This is a genomic window from Cetobacterium sp. ZOR0034 (assembly GCF_000799075.1).
Taxonomy (GTDB): Bacteria; Fusobacteriota; Fusobacteriia; order Fusobacteriales; family Fusobacteriaceae; genus Cetobacterium_A.
Map to the genome: position 1 here is coordinate 128,114 of NZ_JTLI01000014.1, position 15,686 is coordinate 143,799.

Consider the following 15,686-nt stretch of genomic DNA (forward strand, 5'->3'; position numbering starts at 1 on the left):
ACTTTACTTTTTTGTTACCTCTAAAGTTTTTTCAACTACAGTAGTTAAAACCTCTCTAGATATATTGTTACCCCAAAATAGACCGTCACTCGTTAAATGGTAATGTGTTTCATTTTCTGTTACAAACCCATCAGCCTTTAATTCAGACATTACCTCTTCAAATACTTTTTGCTCTGTAAAGTTTAAAATCTCATTCACTACATCTTTTTCAACTGTTGGGAACTGGAATAATCCATTAAACCTATCTAATCTTTGTTGATACTCACTTTTCTCAACAAACATTCCCATCTCTTTTTTCATTCTAAATACAGATACATTATCAACATTTCCACCAGCACCTACACCAATTGGGAACGTATCTCCTCCGAATGTTCTTGTTTTTATATATTTATAGTTATCTCTTCCTGCTTTAGCTATCTTAGTTAATTCTAAAACATAGTAATCGCTATCTGTTGTTAACTCTTTTACGAAAGCGTCATGTAACTCTCTCTCTCTTTTTAAATCATCTTGTAGTTTTACCTTCTCATCCTTTATATCATGAGATAGTGTTGAACCTTCATGAACCATTAACGAGTAGAAGCTCGAACTTCCTAAATCTAACTCTTTTATAACTCTTGCATCTTCTCTTGCATCCTCTACTGTTTGAGTTGGATGATTATAGATAATATCTATACATACTTCACCGTTAAACTTTGATTTTAAATCTAACAATCTATCTTTCACTTCAGCTTTAGTATAAGTTCTATTGTAGAATTTTCTTCCTTCGTCTGAGAAACTTTGAATTCCTACAGATAACCTATTTACTCCATATTTGTTCATTAACTCTATTTTTTCTGGATTTAAGTTGTGTAGTGTTGTTTCTAATGTAAACTCATATCCCTCTGCAAAGATTATATTTCTATTTACACTTTGAAGTATTCTTTCTAGCTGATCATTTTTATAAACAGTCGGTGTTCCTCCACCAAAATATATTACATCGACACCTTTTTCTTTAAAGTATCTATATTGTCCATATTTATCAAACTCTTCAACTAGGTAATCAGCATAAGAATCTAAACTTCCACTAAGTTGCTCTCTATTTAAGTTACAGAACGAACAGATTTTATCGCAGTATGGTGTATGTACATAGATTGCTCTTGGTACATCCTTTGGCTCCTCTGATAATTTATTTAAGAAATCTTGCTCTGTAATTCTCCTTTGTGGATAATATTTTCCTATTAATCCTGATGAATTATGGTGGCTTTTATGTCTAACTTCAAAACGCATTGTTTAATCACTTCCCTTTAGTCTCTATATCTATCGCTGCTGCTCCTGCTAACTTTATATCTGACATTATATCGACAACATCTCCATAATCTATTCCTCTATCAGCTAATATTGCAACTCTTTTGTTCTCCATCGTTACGATTGTTTGTTTAATTTTTTCTGACAATTCATCTTTTGTTATATCTATCATCGAACTATCATTTCTTCTATCTATTTTTAATTTTAATTGACCATCAACCGTCACTAAAACTGATACCTTATCTGTTGCTTCTACTATTTCAGCAACTTCAGATTTTGGTAAATCTATTTTCATTCCTTTCATATCATCAAATGTTGTTGCAACCATAAAAAATATTAGCAACAAGAATACAACATCAATTAAAGGTGTTAAATCAGGTGTCAATTGCTTTCTTTGATAGTTCAAAAATCCTTTTGATTTTAACATTACTACTCTCCTACATTTTTCTTAATATATTTATAAACTCCACTACATTTTTTTCCATATCAAGCATAGCTTTTTCTATCTTCTTTTGATAGAAGTTATAGAATATAAGTGCTGGAATAGCAACTATAAGACCTGATGCTGTTGTAATAAGTGCTTGAGATATTCCAAATGCTAAAACTGTTGGATCTCCTGCTCCATGCTTTGACATCGCTGTAAACGCACCAATCATTCCTGTAACTGTTCCTAACAGTCCTGCCAGTGGTGTAACATTAGCTGCTAATGCTAATATCCACATATGTCTTTCTAATTTTGGCATCTCTCTTAGCGCACACTCTCTTGCCTTTTCTTCCAAGTAATCATAAGTGCAACAGTTCATTTTTCCACCGTTATACTCTATTAAAATTGTTTTCATAACTTTTGCAGATGTATTCTTAAAAGAATCACAAGCTTTTATTGCTCTATCTTTTTCATTATTTTTTATAAATTTTTCTAAATGTGTTATCAATAATTCACCGTTATCTTTTTCGTTCTTAAAGAAATAGTAACCTCTCTCTAATATTACTGTTAATCCTGCTACCGAAAGGAAAATTATCACTCCCATAAGTGGTCCTCCAGCTTTGATCATATCTATCATCTATTTCCCTCCTAATTTTTAATAATTTGATATTCAAAGTTATTATATTAACTTTGTACCAAATAGTCAATATATTTTTCACACAAAGTATTTTTTAATAAATAATTTGATAATTAAAATATTTTTTGATATAATTATTACAAAATTATTACTTGTATTTTGGAGGAATTATGAAATTTGTTATTTATTCTATTGCTTTACATATATTTATCTTTATTTTTGGTTTTTCTCTAAATATCAATAAAAACTATGAAATCGATAATATAGGAAACGATTTTAATACCCCTTCTATTTCTGTAAACTTTAACTCATTCCAACCTTCTGAGCCAGTTCAAGAGCAAACTCAAATCGAAGAAATTCAGGAAGAGATTATTGAAGAAGTTCCAAAACCAGAACCAATTCCTGAACCTAAAGTTGAAGAAAAAAAACTCGAAGTTATTAAAAAGGAACCTGAAAAAAAAGTTGAAAAACCAAAAAAAATACCCGAAAAAAAGATTCCTAAAAAAGAGATTACAGAAGATAAAAAAACAACAAAAAAATCTGAATCTCAGCAATCTAAAGCACCAAGCAATAATAGCGATGATTTAATTGAATTATCTCAAGGTGTTTTTGCTGCTAAAAATCAAGGTGTGCAAGGTTTAACATATTCATTTATCTCTCAACCAGATCCCGACTATCCTTTAGCCGCTAAAAGAATTAGTTATAATAAGGAAGTTTCTATTAAAGTTAGATTCCTTGTTGGATTAAATGGTGAAATTGAAGAGGTTAAATTCTACAACAATAAAGATAGCTTAGGATTCCAAAACGAAGTTGAAAAAACTTTAAAAAGATGGAAACTTACTCCTGTTATGTTAAACGGAAAAGCTATTAAACTTTATTTTTATAAAGAATTCAAATTTAATCAAAAATAATAGGAGGATTTAAATTTTATGAAAATACTTATTACATACTCATCAAAAACTGGAAATACTGAAAAAGTAGCAAAAGCTATACATGAAAATATTCCAGAAGCTAGTCTTCTTCCAATTTCTGAAATTGTTAATTTAGACTACGATTTAATCTTTGTTGGAGGATGGATTGATAGAGCTACTTTTGATCAAACAGCTTTAACTTTATCTAAACAAATCTTCGATAAAAATGTCGCTTATTTCTTTACTTTAGGAGCTTACCCTGACTCAGACCACGCAAAAGATTGCGTAACTAATATCGAAACACTTTTAAAAGATAATAACAACAATGTTCTTGGAGGTTACTTCTGTCAAGGTGCAATTGATCCTAAGTTAATTGCTTGGTTCTCAACACTACCTTCAGATCATAGAATGGCCGCAAGTGAAGAAAGAACAAAGAGATGGGAAGCTGCTAAATCTCATCCAGATGAATCTGATTTAAACAAAGCAAAAGAATTTGGACTTTCTATAATGAATTCAATAAAATAACTATATAAAAATAAAAGGAAGAGATTTAAATTTCTCTTCCTTTTTTCATTCTTATAAACTTTTAAAACTATCTACACACTCTTGAATTAATTCCTTCTTTTCATCTCTTGGAACGTAGATTGCAAAAATCTCTTTTTCATCCTCTCCATAGAATCTAATTGAATAGCTTTCTCTTCCGAACATAACATCTTTTACTAAGAAAATCTCTTTTATTTTGTCAACGCTTAAGTGTCCTCCAATAGAAGAGTTTTTATCATGGAAATTGAAATATCCATGTCCATAGAATCCTTCGGCAAATTTATCTTGAATCTCAATTACAAATGCTGGTGTTATAACTATTAAAAATACTTTTTCCCAACTTCTTAAAACTGCAAATAGATCATCTATTTTAGCTACATCATATTTTTTTACTGTTGGTGCTTGTCTTAAAACTTCTATTAGCGGCATCTCTAACTCTTTCGCCACTTTACTTAAAGATGCTTTTACATCATTTGTAAGTATTTCTTGTATTTTATCTCTCATGAAAATCCTCCTACATACGTTATGTAGATAAAATATATTATATTTTAAAAACTTTGTCAATCAAATATTTTTAAAATAGTCTATTAGTTTGATATTTTCATCAAAATTTACAACCTCAATTTCTAAATTCTCTCCTACAGTTTCTAAATCTTCATATAGTTTTTTAAACGTTATAATCTCTACACTCATTGTAAGCTTACATCTTTTTTCATCGTTGGTATCACTTTCTATTACAGAGATATATTCTAACTTTTTTAACTCTTCTAAAACATTTCTACTTAACTCCATCGGAATTTTCAACTCTTGCGAAATTTGCAGAGCCGAAACTGGTTTCTCATTATCTAAATAATTTTTAACTAAAAATAACAATACTTTTTTTGTAACTAAATACTTAGACTTGAAATTAATTTTTTTTATATCCTCTATTTTTCCCAAATTCTCTCTATTTTGTAAAACGTATGAAAAATGTGCTCCAATTAATATTAAAAACCAAACAACTTTGAGCCAAATTAATGATAATAACAATACTGAAAAACTTCCATAAATCTTATTATATGTTGCTATTATTATTTGTAATTTTACTAAAAGCATATTGCTTTGATTAAGTAAAAACGAAACTATAAAGCTACTCCAAATAGTTGGAACTAAAGCTACTTTTGTATTTGGTAAAACCATATAAAAAAATATAAAAAATATCCATAACGCTAAATATGGAGCCACTAAATTCAATATATGCTCTACATATAAAAATTCTACTTTTATATTATTTAAAACATTTGCACCTATAACACTTATAGGCAACAGAAAAAACACAAGTAAATAGTCACTTACTTTTCTAAAAAAATTTCTAGTTCTTTTTATATCCCAAATACTATTTAAAGCTTTTTCGATTACAGAGAACATCGAAACAATAACCCATCCCAAGGATATAAATCCAACTCCTGCTATCACTCCGCTCCGAGTATTTTGTAATAAATTTTGAGCTATATCTAAAATTAATTTGATAGTTTCTTCATTCAACGGAGAACTTTCTGTTAATTGCCTTAAATAATAATTATCTATACCAAACCATCGACCAATACTAAAAGCTATCGCTAATATTGGAATAAAAGATAGAGTTGTAAAATAACAAAGTGTATTTGCCCAAAGATTTGAATTCGAACGTTTATAATTCTCAAACGCCCCCTTCATTTGACTATAAAAATGTGTTAACTGTAACTCACTTACATAGTTTTTTATATTTTGTATCATTGCATCATCCTCCTGAAGTATTATTTCCTATTTTACCATTTTTTTCCTTTATATTTATTCTCCAAAAAATTAAAAGAACCTCAAATGAGGTTCTTTTAAAACGGGGGGATATTACTTTATTTACACTTTTATTCTCTATTATAACTTTTAGACCGAGTTTTTTATAAAAAAGTTTTAATTTTTTATTTTTTTTATTGTATCAATAACAGTTCCATCTCTATACTCTACAACTGCTACAATTTCTTCTTCAAACTCAATATCATTTTCTTGTCCTGTCATAGCTTTTGCAATCTCTCTTAACTCCTCAATCGATTTTATAGGAAGCTTAGAATCCTTAAATATTTCAATCAAGTCTTTTCTTAATGGATTTATTGCAATCCCTCTTTCAGTAACAAGTATATCTACTGTTTCTCCTGGAGTTGTCAATGTCGTAACTCTATCTTTTACAACAGATAGTCTAGAGTTTACAAGTTGAGATACTATTATACAAAGCTTTGATCCTGCTGCTGTATCTGAATGTCCTCCTGATCCTCCCATTATAACTCCGTTAGATCCTGTCGTCACGTTCACATTAAAGTTTGTATCAATCTCTGTTGCTCCTAAAATAACAACATCAAGCTTATTTACTACAGCTCCTTTATTGTTTGCATTAGCATACATAGAAGCTGACATTGTTATATGCGCTGAATTTTCTTTAGCTGACTTTATGGCATCTAAATCAAAACATTGTACATCAAATAAAGCTTTAAACAATCCCTCTTTATACATATCAACTATATATCCTGTTATTCCACCTGAAGCAAAACTTCCACAAATCTCTTTTTGCTTCATTATATTTTTAAGTTGAGCTGCTACAGCTAAAGATATTCCTCCTGCTCCTGTTTGGAAACTCATTCCATTTTTTAAGTATCCTGACTCTTCTATAAATCTTGCCGTTAAATCAGCTACTTTTAATCCAATCGGATTTTTAGTAATTTGAGTTGTTCCTGATACAATTCCATTTGGATCTCCGATAGCGTCTACAACTAAAACATAATCGACATATGTTTGATTTATCTCTATTGTTGAATTTGGAAACTCTACTAAATTATCTGTTATCGCTACAACGATATCCGCTAGCTCTGCATCTGTGTGAGCATAGCCTAAAGCTCCACAAGCTGACTTCCCATCTACACCGTTTATATTACCATATTCATCACTTGTTGGAGCTGCCATAAATGCGATATCAATATTTCTCTCTCCTGATTCAAATATTCTCGCCCTTCCACCATGAGTATGCATGATTGCGGGTTTAGAAAGCTTTCCGTTAGATATAGCCTCTGCTACTGGTCCTGAGATATAAGCTGCATATATTCCTGTTACAACTTTATCCTCCATCATCTTTACTAACCCTTTATGACATGGAAAAATTGAACTTGCTGCAATCGTAATATCTTTATAGCCCCTTCTTGCAATCTCCTCCATAACCATGTTTAAAATATAGTCTCCATTTCTCAAATGGTGATGAAAAGATACAACCATACCATCTTTTAATGGTAACTTATCCATTAATTCATTTAAATCTCTATGTAACTTAGAGTCTTCTCTAGTTACAGTTTTAAACTTAAAATTCTTTTTTATTGCTCCATCTTTTTTTGAAAGGTATCCCTCATATTGCTTTACCTCTCCATATCCATCTATAAATTCAGGAATATCTCTTCCTAAAATATTTTTCATTAGAACACCTCACCTTTAAAATTAATCTATTAAACCAATCATTTCAGCAATCTCTAAAGTCTGAATAGCTCTGTTTATAATTGGAAGGTCAACCATTTTCCCATCTAGAGAGAATACTCCTAACCCCTCTTTTTCTGCATCCTCTTTTGCTGCCATTACTCTTAATGCGTGATTTATCTCTTGTTTTGTTGGAGAATATACATTATGAATTGTATCAATCTGTCTTGGATTTATAGCTAACTTCCCTGTAAATCCTAGCATCTTAGCCTTTCTAGAATCAGCTTCTAATCCTTCATAGTCGTTTGTATCTGTAAAAGGTGTGTCTACAGCATCTATTTTTAAAGCTTTACAAGCATTTACAATTTTTGTTCTAGCATAGAATAACTCATCTGAATCTTTAGTTCTTTTCACTGCTAAGTCCGCTGCTAAATCTTCTCCTCCTAACAGTACAGCTTCTATTCTTTTAGATGTTTTTAAAGTTTCATAAACTGTCTCCACTCCATAAGCTGTTTCTACTAAAGCATGAACCTTTATCTCACCGGTCTCAAACCCTTCCTCTTTCTCAACTCTCTCCAACTCTTTTTCTAATATAGCAATATCCTCGGGAGTTGCTTTTGGTAAAAGAATGGCATCCGGCTTTAATCTCGCCATTTTATCAATGTCCTCCATTGCAAACGGAGATGATAATGGATTTATTCTTATTACAACCTCTGTATCTCCATAATTCATTGTTTTCATAGCTTCTGTTACCAATATTCTCGCTGCATCCTTTTCAGTCAAAGCCACCGCATCTTCTAAATCAAATATAACCGAATCTGCTCCAAATGTATCTGCTGTTTGAAGCATCCCTGGATTATTTCCTGGCATAAATAACATCGTTCTTCTTAATTTCACACTAACACCTCACCTTAAAGGAAATTTTAATAACCTCTTTTTATAGCTCCCTCTACTCTTGCTCTTATTGTATAATCAAGAGCCCCTTTATCTTGAGCTTTAACTAATATAGATGTAATTCCCATCTCTTTTATTTTTTCTTCTATAACCATTCTGATATGATTTCCAAATTGCTTTTCTACAACACTTTCTAATTCAATAACAACTCCATTTTCATAAGGAGTTAGCATAATAAATATATCATTAGATTCTAATGTTCCACATTTCGCTGGTTTATTTATTGTCATTTTTTCACCTCTTATACTATTCTATAAAATTAAAGGAAAAGGTAGGATACCCCCACCTTTTCCAGAATCAAAAGTCTATTACTTTCTTCTGTTTACTAAAGCTTCTACTCTACTCATTTCGTTGAACACAATCATAAATCCTTCGTCAACACCCATTCCTGGTTTTGCTAATACTTGAAGAGCTCCACAAGCCATAGCTATATTTGTAGTAACTTCAGCTGATCTGTTAGTCTCGTTACATGTTCCACCCGAATATGACCCGATTCCAACTTTATTACAATAAAGAATTGCTTCTGCTATGTTATTTACTCCTCCTAAATCTGGAGTTTTTATTTGAACTACGTGACCTGCTTTTGCATCTGCGAAAGCTACGATATCCTCGTAAGTATTACACCATTCATCAGCAACTAACTCTATTCCCATATCTCTCTTATCCACTTCAGCTGTTAATGCTGCTAAAGCTTCAATTTGCTTATCTCTATCCTCTACATCCATAGGACCTTCGATTCTTAATTTAAATGGTTTTGCTGCATCCACTAAAGTTTGTAAATAATCTGCCATTTTTATAGTATCACAATCAAATGCCGCTCCAATTGTTCCGTATACATCTATATGTAAAATAGGTGCGTAATCTTCTGTATCTCTTAAGTGGATAATTCTATCTCTTAACCATCCAACATACTCAAGTAATAGCTCCCCTTTATTTCCTAACTTTGTTTCAACATGATTTATTAAAGCATGAGGTAAAACATCAGCAGATTTTATAATCATTTTGTCTGCATTTTCATATCTGTTATCTCCTGATTGAGTAAATATAGGTCTCTTAGAAATCTCTAAACCTGTATTGTAATCTTTTTGAATAACTTCAGCCATAGTAACTCTTCTAGCTTTTGCTACTGCATCTAGTAAAGCTTGAGTAATTCCATATCTGATTGCAGTATGTAATCTTTTTCCATCTAACAACATTCCATCAAACTCTTCTGCTAAACATTTAAAGTTTTCTAACTCTTTTCCTATTAATTTTGGAGCAATCTCTTTCTCTATTACAGGAATAAAATCTTTAGCTAAGAATAATGGGTCTCTTCCTCCCGCTCCTGAATATTGTACTGCTGCACAATCTCCAAATGCAACTTGACCATCTTCTAAAATAAGTTGAACAGATATTGACTCTCCAGCTTGTCTTATTGAAGAAAAACCTTCTGTCATTGGTTCTCCTACATAAGCAAATCCATCATGTCCTGCTCCCTTTTTTATAGCTCTTTGATCATCGAAATAGAATCCTGTTTTTCCTGCTGAACATACTACATCAACTATTCTCATTTTAATTCCTCCTGATTTTTACGAGGGGAATCTCTTCCCCTAACCTTATATAATAAATCAAACTTTTTAACTTCTATTTATTCTAACTATTTTCCTGCTGGTCTTCCAATTAAAGTTCCTTTTCCAACAGCAAATATATCATCTACTGTCATTTGGAAACTGATCTCTCTTCCTTCAAATTCTGCTCTCTCTTGTAATTTTGCAGTATGGAAAGCTTTTATTTCTTCTGATAGTGGTAAGTTTCCTGCATTTAGGTATCTGATCATTCCATTGTTATCTCTTGCAGGTAACATTTTTCCTGCATTATACTTAGATGGTGCAAACGGAATATCTAATACTCCTTGCTCGAAAGCTTTTACAGTTCCTACTGCTAAATCTCCCTCTCCTAACTCTAACACTTTATCTATAATTTGCTTCACTTCTTTTTTAATCATATCTTTCTCGAATTGAACCTCTTCAGAGTTTGGTAACTTTTGACCTCTTAATAAGTTTAACACCATTTTTGTTGCTCTGATACCCATTGCATTTGCCTCTTTTGTTGGAACTCCAATAGCTTCGTGAGGTGTTTTTACAATAACTTTTGTTGCTCCTGCTAATGCTGCTGCTGAAGCACCATTTGAAATTACTCCAAACGCCTTAGCTTCATCCTCTGGGAATCCACCCATCCATTGGTGGAATACAGATGTCAGTTGCATATTTTCATATCCAAACTCTTTACAATACTCTTCAGCTTGCTCCATCATAGATCTTACTGCTGCAACGTCTTGAACTAAGTTTCCACATTGTCCATATCCTAAAGTTATATTTTTAACTCCTTGCTCAGCTGCTAATAAACATTCGATTATCTGAACTGCATTTGATATTGATGGCGGAACTAAAGTTCCTGTTAATGGTCCAAACGGTTCTCTATTGATAGATACCCCTTTTTCTTCATATAATCCAACTAATCTATCACAATATTGCCAATCTCTTATTGTTTGCTCAAGAGTAACTGATTTTGCGTAAGGAATGTTATAAGATATTCCTCCACCCTCGTTTGAAGTGTATCCTGCTGCTAACATTATCTCTGATAATAATCTTGCATCTGGAGTTCCATGTCTTAATTGTAGAGGTAAATTTACTGCTTCTACAACCTCTCTACAACCTTTAACTCCATGGTTTACACCTGGGAATCCATTAAGTAATGATCTTCCTGCTTTTTTAGATTCCTCTATTCCTTTTTCACAATTCTCATATTTATTCTGTCTTGTATAAGAATCTATAGTTGAAGGCAGTAAATCTGCTCCTCCCTCTGTATCAAGGAAGTTTAATAACTCTATATGTTGCTCTACTAAAGCTACTCCTGCTCTTGGTTGAGCTAGTGTTATATTTTTAGATTTAGCATCTATTAATTTTTTAGCAAAATTTTTGTGCTCAGGTAATGTTTTATGATAAGCTACTGCTTCTTCTAAATCTACATCTGCCCCTGTTGGCCATTGTTTTAAAACTTCTTCTCTCACTTTAAAGAACTCTTCTTCAGTCCATTTTTTAAATTTTAAATTCATCGATCAGACTCCTCCTCAAAACTTATACTTCAATTAGATATTTTTTCATTATTTTCACTGCTAAATCTGGCTCTTTTTGAGCTAATAACCCCATAGCTGATAAAATATATGTCTTATCAACCATGTATTTTGGATTTTCTGGTTTTAAGTATATTGGTTCAGCCGGATTAAATCTACCAGCCTCTAAAATTCCTTTTGGATTTTCACTATGAACAATTACTCCCCCAGTTCCTATTATATATGGTGCATTTAAAAGATCTTTTCCACTCTGATTAAACATTGTTCCCATCGGCGTATAGATACATTCTAAAACCCCGCAATGCCTTGTCATAGATAACTCAGTAGCAACTTTTGCCATAGCTTCATCAAACAAAACGTCCTCTCTCGTTTGAGGAACCATTCTGATATTATCATGTCTAAAATTACACATTCCTTTTATATCCCATTTTTTCTCTACATCATTTAAATAATTTCTTAATTTTCTACTTCCTGCTGCTTCCAATAAAGAGATTGCAGAGTATCTCATTCCCAAATCTCCTTCAACAGTTCTTTTGGCGAATGGATCTTCTAGACCTTTCAGCAGTACTCCTGGTTTAGATGGTTCTCCCTTTCCAATAGAATGTATATCAGTGGTTGCTCCTCCAATATCAACTATTATCAAATCTCCAATTCCATCCTCTTCATCAGTCCCCTCAGACAAGACCTCTGCAGCTTTCAAAACTGCTGCTGGCGTTGGCATCAATATCCCACTTATAAAGTCTTCAGCCTTCTTCATTCCTTTTGCTTCTATTATTTTACTCATAAATACTTTTCTAATTTCTTCACGAGCAGGTTCTACATTTAATTTATTTATTTTTGGCATAACATTATCTGCTAAATAGTAATCAACTCCGGCTTCTGAAAAAATATTTTCTATTTCATCTGCTACCGCTTTATTTCCTGCTACAACAACAGGTTTATTTACCTCATGTTCTACTATTAGCCTTGCATTGTGAATTATGCACTCTTTATTTCCACCATCTGTTCCACCTGCTAATAAAATTATATCCACAGATGTATTTTTTATCTCTTCCATTTCACGAGAATTAAGTTCATATGAATATGTTTTTATAACTCTTGCTCCTGCTCCTAGGGCCGCTTTTTTAGCCGCCTCTGCCGTAAGTTCTGGGACTAATCCAATTGCCACCATTTTCAAACCACCTGCTGCAGACGAACACGCAATCTTATCTATAAACTCAATCTCTGATATAGGAATCTCTTTTTCTATCTCAGTTACAAGTTTTTTATATGCATTATTAAAACCAATCATTATATCATCTTCAACTGTTGTTATATCTTTTGCAGTTGCTAGAATTCTTTCTCCTACTAAGTCTATCGCTGTTAACTTTGTATAAGTACTTCCAAAGTCAATAGTTAGATAACATCTCATAGAAATCATCTCTTTTCTTTATTTTTATTAGCTTAAATTCCTAAATCTGATTTTAAGTCTTCAGTAGTAAGTTCTATTGGAGTTCCTGGTCTGTAAACTCTGTTGAATCCCATAGCTTTAAATCTTGATTCTACATCTGACCATTCTTGTTTTCCAACAACAATATTTCCTCCAACATAAAGTAAAATATCCTTTAATCCAGCTTCTTCACACTTTTCTCTCATTCCTTGACAATCTAATTCACCATGCCCATATAGCGATGAAACTATTATTGCGTCTGCCTCTGTTTCTACAGCTGCATTTATGAAGTCAATTTGTGGTGATAATACCCCAATATTGATTACTTCAAATCCATTACTTTCTAACACGTGATGAATAATTTTATTTCCTACTGCATGACAGTCCGAACCGATTACACCTATTACTACTTTCTTTCCATTTTTCATTGAAAATAACACCTCACTATTTCTTTTTCCTAATAAAAAACAAACTTTTATAATATATTTTATACACTACGTTTTAAAAAAACACAATACAAATAATAAATTTATATTGTTACTTTTTCAACTATTTATACAATATATTATAACTATTCATCACTTCTAGTCATTTTTACTTTTTTTCTACATTATTATATATAAACGACTTTGAATAACACTATTTCATTGATTTTTTTTTATACTTATGCTATACTCTAAATGGATAATTTATACTAGAGCTGAAAAGAGTGGGGAAATCCCACTCTTTCTTTATAGTTTTTATTTGGAAAGAGGTGAAATTATGATAAAACTTGATAAAAGAGAGATGGAAGAAACTCTTATAAAAATAGAGAAAGTAGTTATTCCAGCTGTTGAAAAAAGAAATGTTGAACTTGTGGACTTAGAATATATCCAAGAAGGTGGATATCTTTATGTTCGTATTTTTATAGAGAAGACTGACGGAGATATAACTCTTGAAGATTGTGGTTCTCTTAGCAACGATATTGACGAAACTATCGATGCATTAATTCCACATAAATTCTTCTTAGAAGTTTCTTCTCCTGGTGTTGAAAGACCATTAAAAAAAGAAGCAGACTTCATAAGATTCAACGGTGAAAAAATTAAAGTTAGCTTAAAGCACAAACTTAATGATAACAAGAATTTTGAGGGTATTATTGAAGATTTTAAGAACGAAACACTTTTCTTAAATATAAAAGGACAAACTCTTGAAATACCTTTCAAAGAGATAAAAAAAGCAAATATTGTCTTTGATTTTAGTGATATTTAATTATTATTTAGTTATAGTTAGGAGGAAAAACCATTATGAAAAGTAAAGATGGAAAAATCTTTTTAGAAGCTCTTGAGCAGCTTGAAAAAGAAAAAGGAATAAACAAAGAAAGTCTTCTTGAGGCTGTAGAACAAGCTATGCTTGCTGCTTATAAAAAGCATTATGGTGAGGAAGAAAATGTAGAAGTTGAAATCAACAGATCAACTGGAGAGGTTAAAGTCTTCGAAATTAAAACTGTTGCAACAGCTGAAGATTTATACGATGCTGCTCTTGAAGTATCTGTTGAGGATGCTATTGAGGCTGGTCACAAAAGAGCTAAAGTTGGTGACATTGTTAAATTAGAGGTTAATTGTGAGGAATTCAGAAGAAACGCTATACAAAATGGAAAACAAATTGTTATTCAAAAAGTTAGAGAAGCTGAAAGACAAAACATATTCGATAAATTCAAAGGAAAAGAGCACGATATTATAACTGGAGTTATCAGAAGAATTGATGAAAAGAGAAACATATTCATTGAATTTGATGGTTCAGAAGCAATTCTTACAACTGCTGAACAATCTCCTGCTGATGTTTACAGAGTTGGAGAAAGAATAAAAGTTTACGTTGCTGAAGTTGAAAAAACAAACAAATTCCCTAAAATAGTAATTTCTAGAAAAAACGAAGGACTTTTAAAGAAGTTATTTGAATTAGAAATTCCAGAAATTGCTGAAGGAGTTATCGAAATTAAATCTGTTGCTAGAGAAGCTGGTTCTAGAGCTAAAGTTGCTGTTTTCTCTGCAGATGAAAACATCGATACTGTTGGAGCTTGTATTGGACAAAAAGGATTAAGAATCAGAAACATAGTTAATGAACTAAACGGTGAAAAAATTGATATCGTTGTTTGGAAAGAAGATGTTGAAGAGTTCGTTTCTGCTGTTCTTAGCCCTGCTAAAGTTATTAGCGTTGAAGTTCTTGAAGAGGGAGCTACTGCTAGAGTTCTAGTTGAAAATTCTCAACTGTCACTAGCTATTGGTAAAAATGGACAAAATGCTAGACTTGCTGCTAAATTGACTGGAATGAGAGTTGATATTAAAACTGTTGAATCATACAACGCTGAAAATACAACTAATACTGAAGTTTTAGCCGAGGAAGAAAATGCATAATCACACGCCTGAAAGAACATGTGTTGTTTGTAGAGAAAAAAGAGAGAAAAGCGATCTTTTTAGAATCGCTAAAATAAATGAAAACAACTATTCATTTGATGAAAAGCAAAAACATCAAGCTAGAGCAATCTATGTTTGTAAAACACACGAATGTATAAAAAGAATTTCTAAAAATAAAAAATATAGCCTAAAAATAGAAGATTTATTACTTATGGTTAATCTTCTGAAAAAACAATCTAAAGATTACTTAAACATTTTAAAGGCAATGAAAAACTCTGAGCATTTAACTTTTGGTATCAACATGGTTATGGAAGAAATTCAACATATTCATTTCCTTATAATTGCTGAAGATATCAGCGAGAAAAACGATAAAAAATTAATTGCAAAAGCTAAGGAGTTAAATATTCCTTATGCTCATTATGGAGACAAAACACAACTAGGCGAAATCTTTAATAAAGATGAAGTTAATGTTATTGCTATAAAAAACAAAAAAGTTGCAAGAGGATTGATAGACTAGGCTATTTTGGAGGTGTT

At 31.7% G+C, this 15,686-nt stretch carries 17 protein-coding genes; 5 read left to right on the forward strand and 12 right to left on the reverse strand.

Going from position 1 to position 15,686, the window contains the following annotated elements:
* Window positions 1-3: 3 nt before the first annotated feature.
* From L992_RS04560 to L992_RS04570, 3 genes are read right to left on the reverse strand one after another with little or no spacing between them, the layout of a single operon-like run.
* A complete protein-coding gene (locus L992_RS04560) occupies window positions 4-1,266 on the reverse strand; it encodes a coproporphyrinogen-III oxidase family protein (RefSeq protein ID WP_047381640.1) in 1,263 nt (420 codons plus the stop codon).
* A gap of 7 nt (window positions 1,267-1,273) precedes the next feature.
* Window positions 1,274-1,711 carry a biopolymer transporter ExbD gene (locus tag L992_RS04565; protein WP_052191666.1) on the reverse strand — a complete coding sequence of 146 codons (438 nt, stop codon included), beginning with the start codon at window positions 1,709-1,711 and terminating at the stop codon, window positions 1,274-1,276.
* A gap of 10 nt (window positions 1,712-1,721) precedes the next feature.
* Window positions 1,722-2,345 carry a MotA/TolQ/ExbB proton channel family protein gene (locus tag L992_RS04570; RefSeq protein ID WP_047381644.1) on the reverse strand — a complete coding sequence of 208 codons (624 nt, stop codon included), beginning with the start codon at window positions 2,343-2,345 and terminating at the stop codon, window positions 1,722-1,724.
* Window positions 2,346-2,515: 170 nt separating this feature from the next.
* On the opposite strand from L992_RS04570, the gene L992_RS04575 reads away from it, so the two are divergent.
* Entirely contained in the window at window positions 2,516-3,256 is a 741-nt protein-coding gene (locus tag L992_RS04575; protein WP_052193902.1) for an energy transducer TonB, read from the forward strand.
* 18 nt (window positions 3,257-3,274) lie between these two features.
* Complete coding sequence (locus L992_RS04580) at window positions 3,275-3,781, forward strand: flavodoxin family protein (protein WP_047381646.1); 507 nt, start codon at window positions 3,275-3,277, stop codon at window positions 3,779-3,781.
* A 51-nt stretch (window positions 3,782-3,832) separates the two neighbouring features.
* Here the strand turns inward: L992_RS04580 and hutX are convergent, their stop codons facing one another.
* The 9 genes from hutX to glmS all read right to left on the reverse strand — a co-directional run bounded on the left by hutX (window position 3,833) and on the right by glmS (window position 13,190).
* Window positions 3,833-4,303, reverse strand: a complete 471-nt coding sequence (gene hutX, locus L992_RS04585) for a heme utilization cystosolic carrier protein HutX (protein WP_047381648.1) — start codon at window positions 4,301-4,303, stop codon at window positions 3,833-3,835.
* Window positions 4,304-4,363: 60 nt separating this feature from the next.
* Complete coding sequence (locus tag L992_RS04590) at window positions 4,364-5,554, reverse strand: YihY/virulence factor BrkB family protein (protein ID WP_052191668.1); 1,191 nt, start codon at window positions 5,552-5,554, stop codon at window positions 4,364-4,366.
* A gap of 174 nt (window positions 5,555-5,728) precedes the next feature.
* Window positions 5,729-7,270, reverse strand: a complete 1,542-nt coding sequence (gene citF, locus L992_RS04595) for a citrate lyase subunit alpha (protein WP_047381651.1) — start codon at window positions 7,268-7,270, stop codon at window positions 5,729-5,731.
* 21 nt (window positions 7,271-7,291) lie between these two features.
* Entirely contained in the window at window positions 7,292-8,164 is an 873-nt protein-coding gene (locus L992_RS04600) for a CoA ester lyase (protein WP_047381654.1), read from the reverse strand.
* Window positions 8,165-8,190: 26 nt separating this feature from the next.
* Window positions 8,191-8,451 carry a citrate lyase acyl carrier protein gene (citD, locus tag L992_RS04605; protein WP_047381655.1) on the reverse strand — a complete coding sequence of 87 codons (261 nt, stop codon included), beginning with the start codon at window positions 8,449-8,451 and terminating at the stop codon, window positions 8,191-8,193.
* 78 nt (window positions 8,452-8,529) lie between these two features.
* Window positions 8,530-9,771: a methylaspartate ammonia-lyase gene (locus tag L992_RS04610; protein WP_047381658.1), complete on the reverse strand. Its 1,242-nt coding sequence runs from the start codon at window positions 9,769-9,771 to the stop codon at window positions 8,530-8,532.
* Window positions 9,772-9,857: 86 nt separating this feature from the next.
* Window positions 9,858-11,315 carry a methylaspartate mutase subunit E gene (locus L992_RS04615; protein WP_047381661.1) on the reverse strand — a complete coding sequence of 486 codons (1,458 nt, stop codon included), beginning with the start codon at window positions 11,313-11,315 and terminating at the stop codon, window positions 9,858-9,860.
* Between the two features lie 22 nt (window positions 11,316-11,337).
* Window positions 11,338-12,744: a methylaspartate mutase accessory protein GlmL gene (gene glmL / locus L992_RS04620; RefSeq protein WP_047381664.1), complete on the reverse strand. Its 1,407-nt coding sequence runs from the start codon at window positions 12,742-12,744 to the stop codon at window positions 11,338-11,340.
* A 32-nt stretch (window positions 12,745-12,776) separates the two neighbouring features.
* Window positions 12,777-13,190, reverse strand: a complete 414-nt coding sequence (glmS, locus tag L992_RS04625; protein WP_047381668.1) for a methylaspartate mutase subunit S — start codon at window positions 13,188-13,190, stop codon at window positions 12,777-12,779.
* A gap of 358 nt (window positions 13,191-13,548) precedes the next feature.
* On the opposite strand from glmS, the gene rimP reads away from it, so the two are divergent.
* The 3 genes from rimP to L992_RS04640 are packed head-to-tail and all read left to right on the forward strand — an operon-like array spanning window position 13,549 to window position 15,669.
* On the forward strand, window positions 13,549-14,010 hold the full coding sequence (rimP, locus tag L992_RS04630) for a ribosome maturation factor RimP (RefSeq protein ID WP_047381761.1): 462 nt from the start codon (window positions 13,549-13,551) through the stop codon (window positions 14,008-14,010).
* Between the two features lie 35 nt (window positions 14,011-14,045).
* On the forward strand, window positions 14,046-15,152 hold the full coding sequence (gene nusA, locus L992_RS04635) for a transcription termination factor NusA (RefSeq protein ID WP_047381672.1): 1,107 nt from the start codon (window positions 14,046-14,048) through the stop codon (window positions 15,150-15,152).
* A complete protein-coding gene (locus L992_RS04640; protein ID WP_047394633.1) occupies window positions 15,145-15,669 on the forward strand; it encodes a DUF448 domain-containing protein in 525 nt (174 codons plus the stop codon). Before nusA ends, L992_RS04640 begins: the two co-directional genes overlap by 8 nt.
* The last annotated feature ends 17 nt before the right edge of the window (window positions 15,670-15,686 follow it).

What these genes read in the sequence shown, in the direction of transcription:
- L992_RS04560 (WP_047381640.1), bottom strand. Translation starts at nt 1,266, where the DNA reads ATGCGTTTTGAAGTTAGACATAAAAGCCACCATAATTCATCAGGATTA.
- L992_RS04565 (WP_052191666.1), bottom strand. Translation starts at nt 1,711, where the DNA reads ATGTTAAAATCAAAAGGATTTTTGAACTATCAAAGAAAGCAATTGACA.
- L992_RS04570 (WP_047381644.1), bottom strand. Translation starts at nt 2,345, where the DNA reads ATGATAGATATGATCAAAGCTGGAGGACCACTTATGGGAGTGATAATT.
- L992_RS04575 (WP_052193902.1), top strand. Translation starts at nt 2,516, where the DNA reads ATGAAATTTGTTATTTATTCTATTGCTTTACATATATTTATCTTTATT.
- L992_RS04580 (WP_047381646.1), top strand. Translation starts at nt 3,275, where the DNA reads ATGAAAATACTTATTACATACTCATCAAAAACTGGAAATACTGAAAAA.
- hutX (WP_047381648.1), bottom strand. Translation starts at nt 4,303, where the DNA reads ATGAGAGATAAAATACAAGAAATACTTACAAATGATGTAAAAGCATCT.
- L992_RS04590 (WP_052191668.1), bottom strand. Translation starts at nt 5,554, where the DNA reads ATGATACAAAATATAAAAAACTATGTAAGTGAGTTACAGTTAACACAT.
- citF (WP_047381651.1), bottom strand. Translation starts at nt 7,270, where the DNA reads ATGAAAAATATTTTAGGAAGAGATATTCCTGAATTTATAGATGGATAT.
- citD (WP_047381655.1), bottom strand. Translation starts at nt 8,451, where the DNA reads ATGACAATAAATAAACCAGCGAAATGTGGAACATTAGAATCTAATGAT.
- L992_RS04610 (WP_047381658.1), bottom strand. Translation starts at nt 9,771, where the DNA reads ATGAGAATAGTTGATGTAGTATGTTCAGCAGGAAAAACAGGATTCTAT.
- L992_RS04615 (WP_047381661.1), bottom strand. Translation starts at nt 11,315, where the DNA reads ATGAATTTAAAATTTAAAAAATGGACTGAAGAAGAGTTCTTTAAAGTG.
- glmL (WP_047381664.1), bottom strand. Translation starts at nt 12,744, where the DNA reads ATGAGATGTTATCTAACTATTGACTTTGGAAGTACTTATACAAAGTTA.
- glmS (WP_047381668.1), bottom strand. Translation starts at nt 13,190, where the DNA reads ATGAAAAATGGAAAGAAAGTAGTAATAGGTGTAATCGGTTCGGACTGT.
- rimP (WP_047381761.1), top strand. Translation starts at nt 13,549, where the DNA reads ATGGAAGAAACTCTTATAAAAATAGAGAAAGTAGTTATTCCAGCTGTT.
- nusA (WP_047381672.1), top strand. Translation starts at nt 14,046, where the DNA reads ATGAAAAGTAAAGATGGAAAAATCTTTTTAGAAGCTCTTGAGCAGCTT.
- L992_RS04640 (WP_047394633.1), top strand. Translation starts at nt 15,145, where the DNA reads ATGCATAATCACACGCCTGAAAGAACATGTGTTGTTTGTAGAGAAAAA.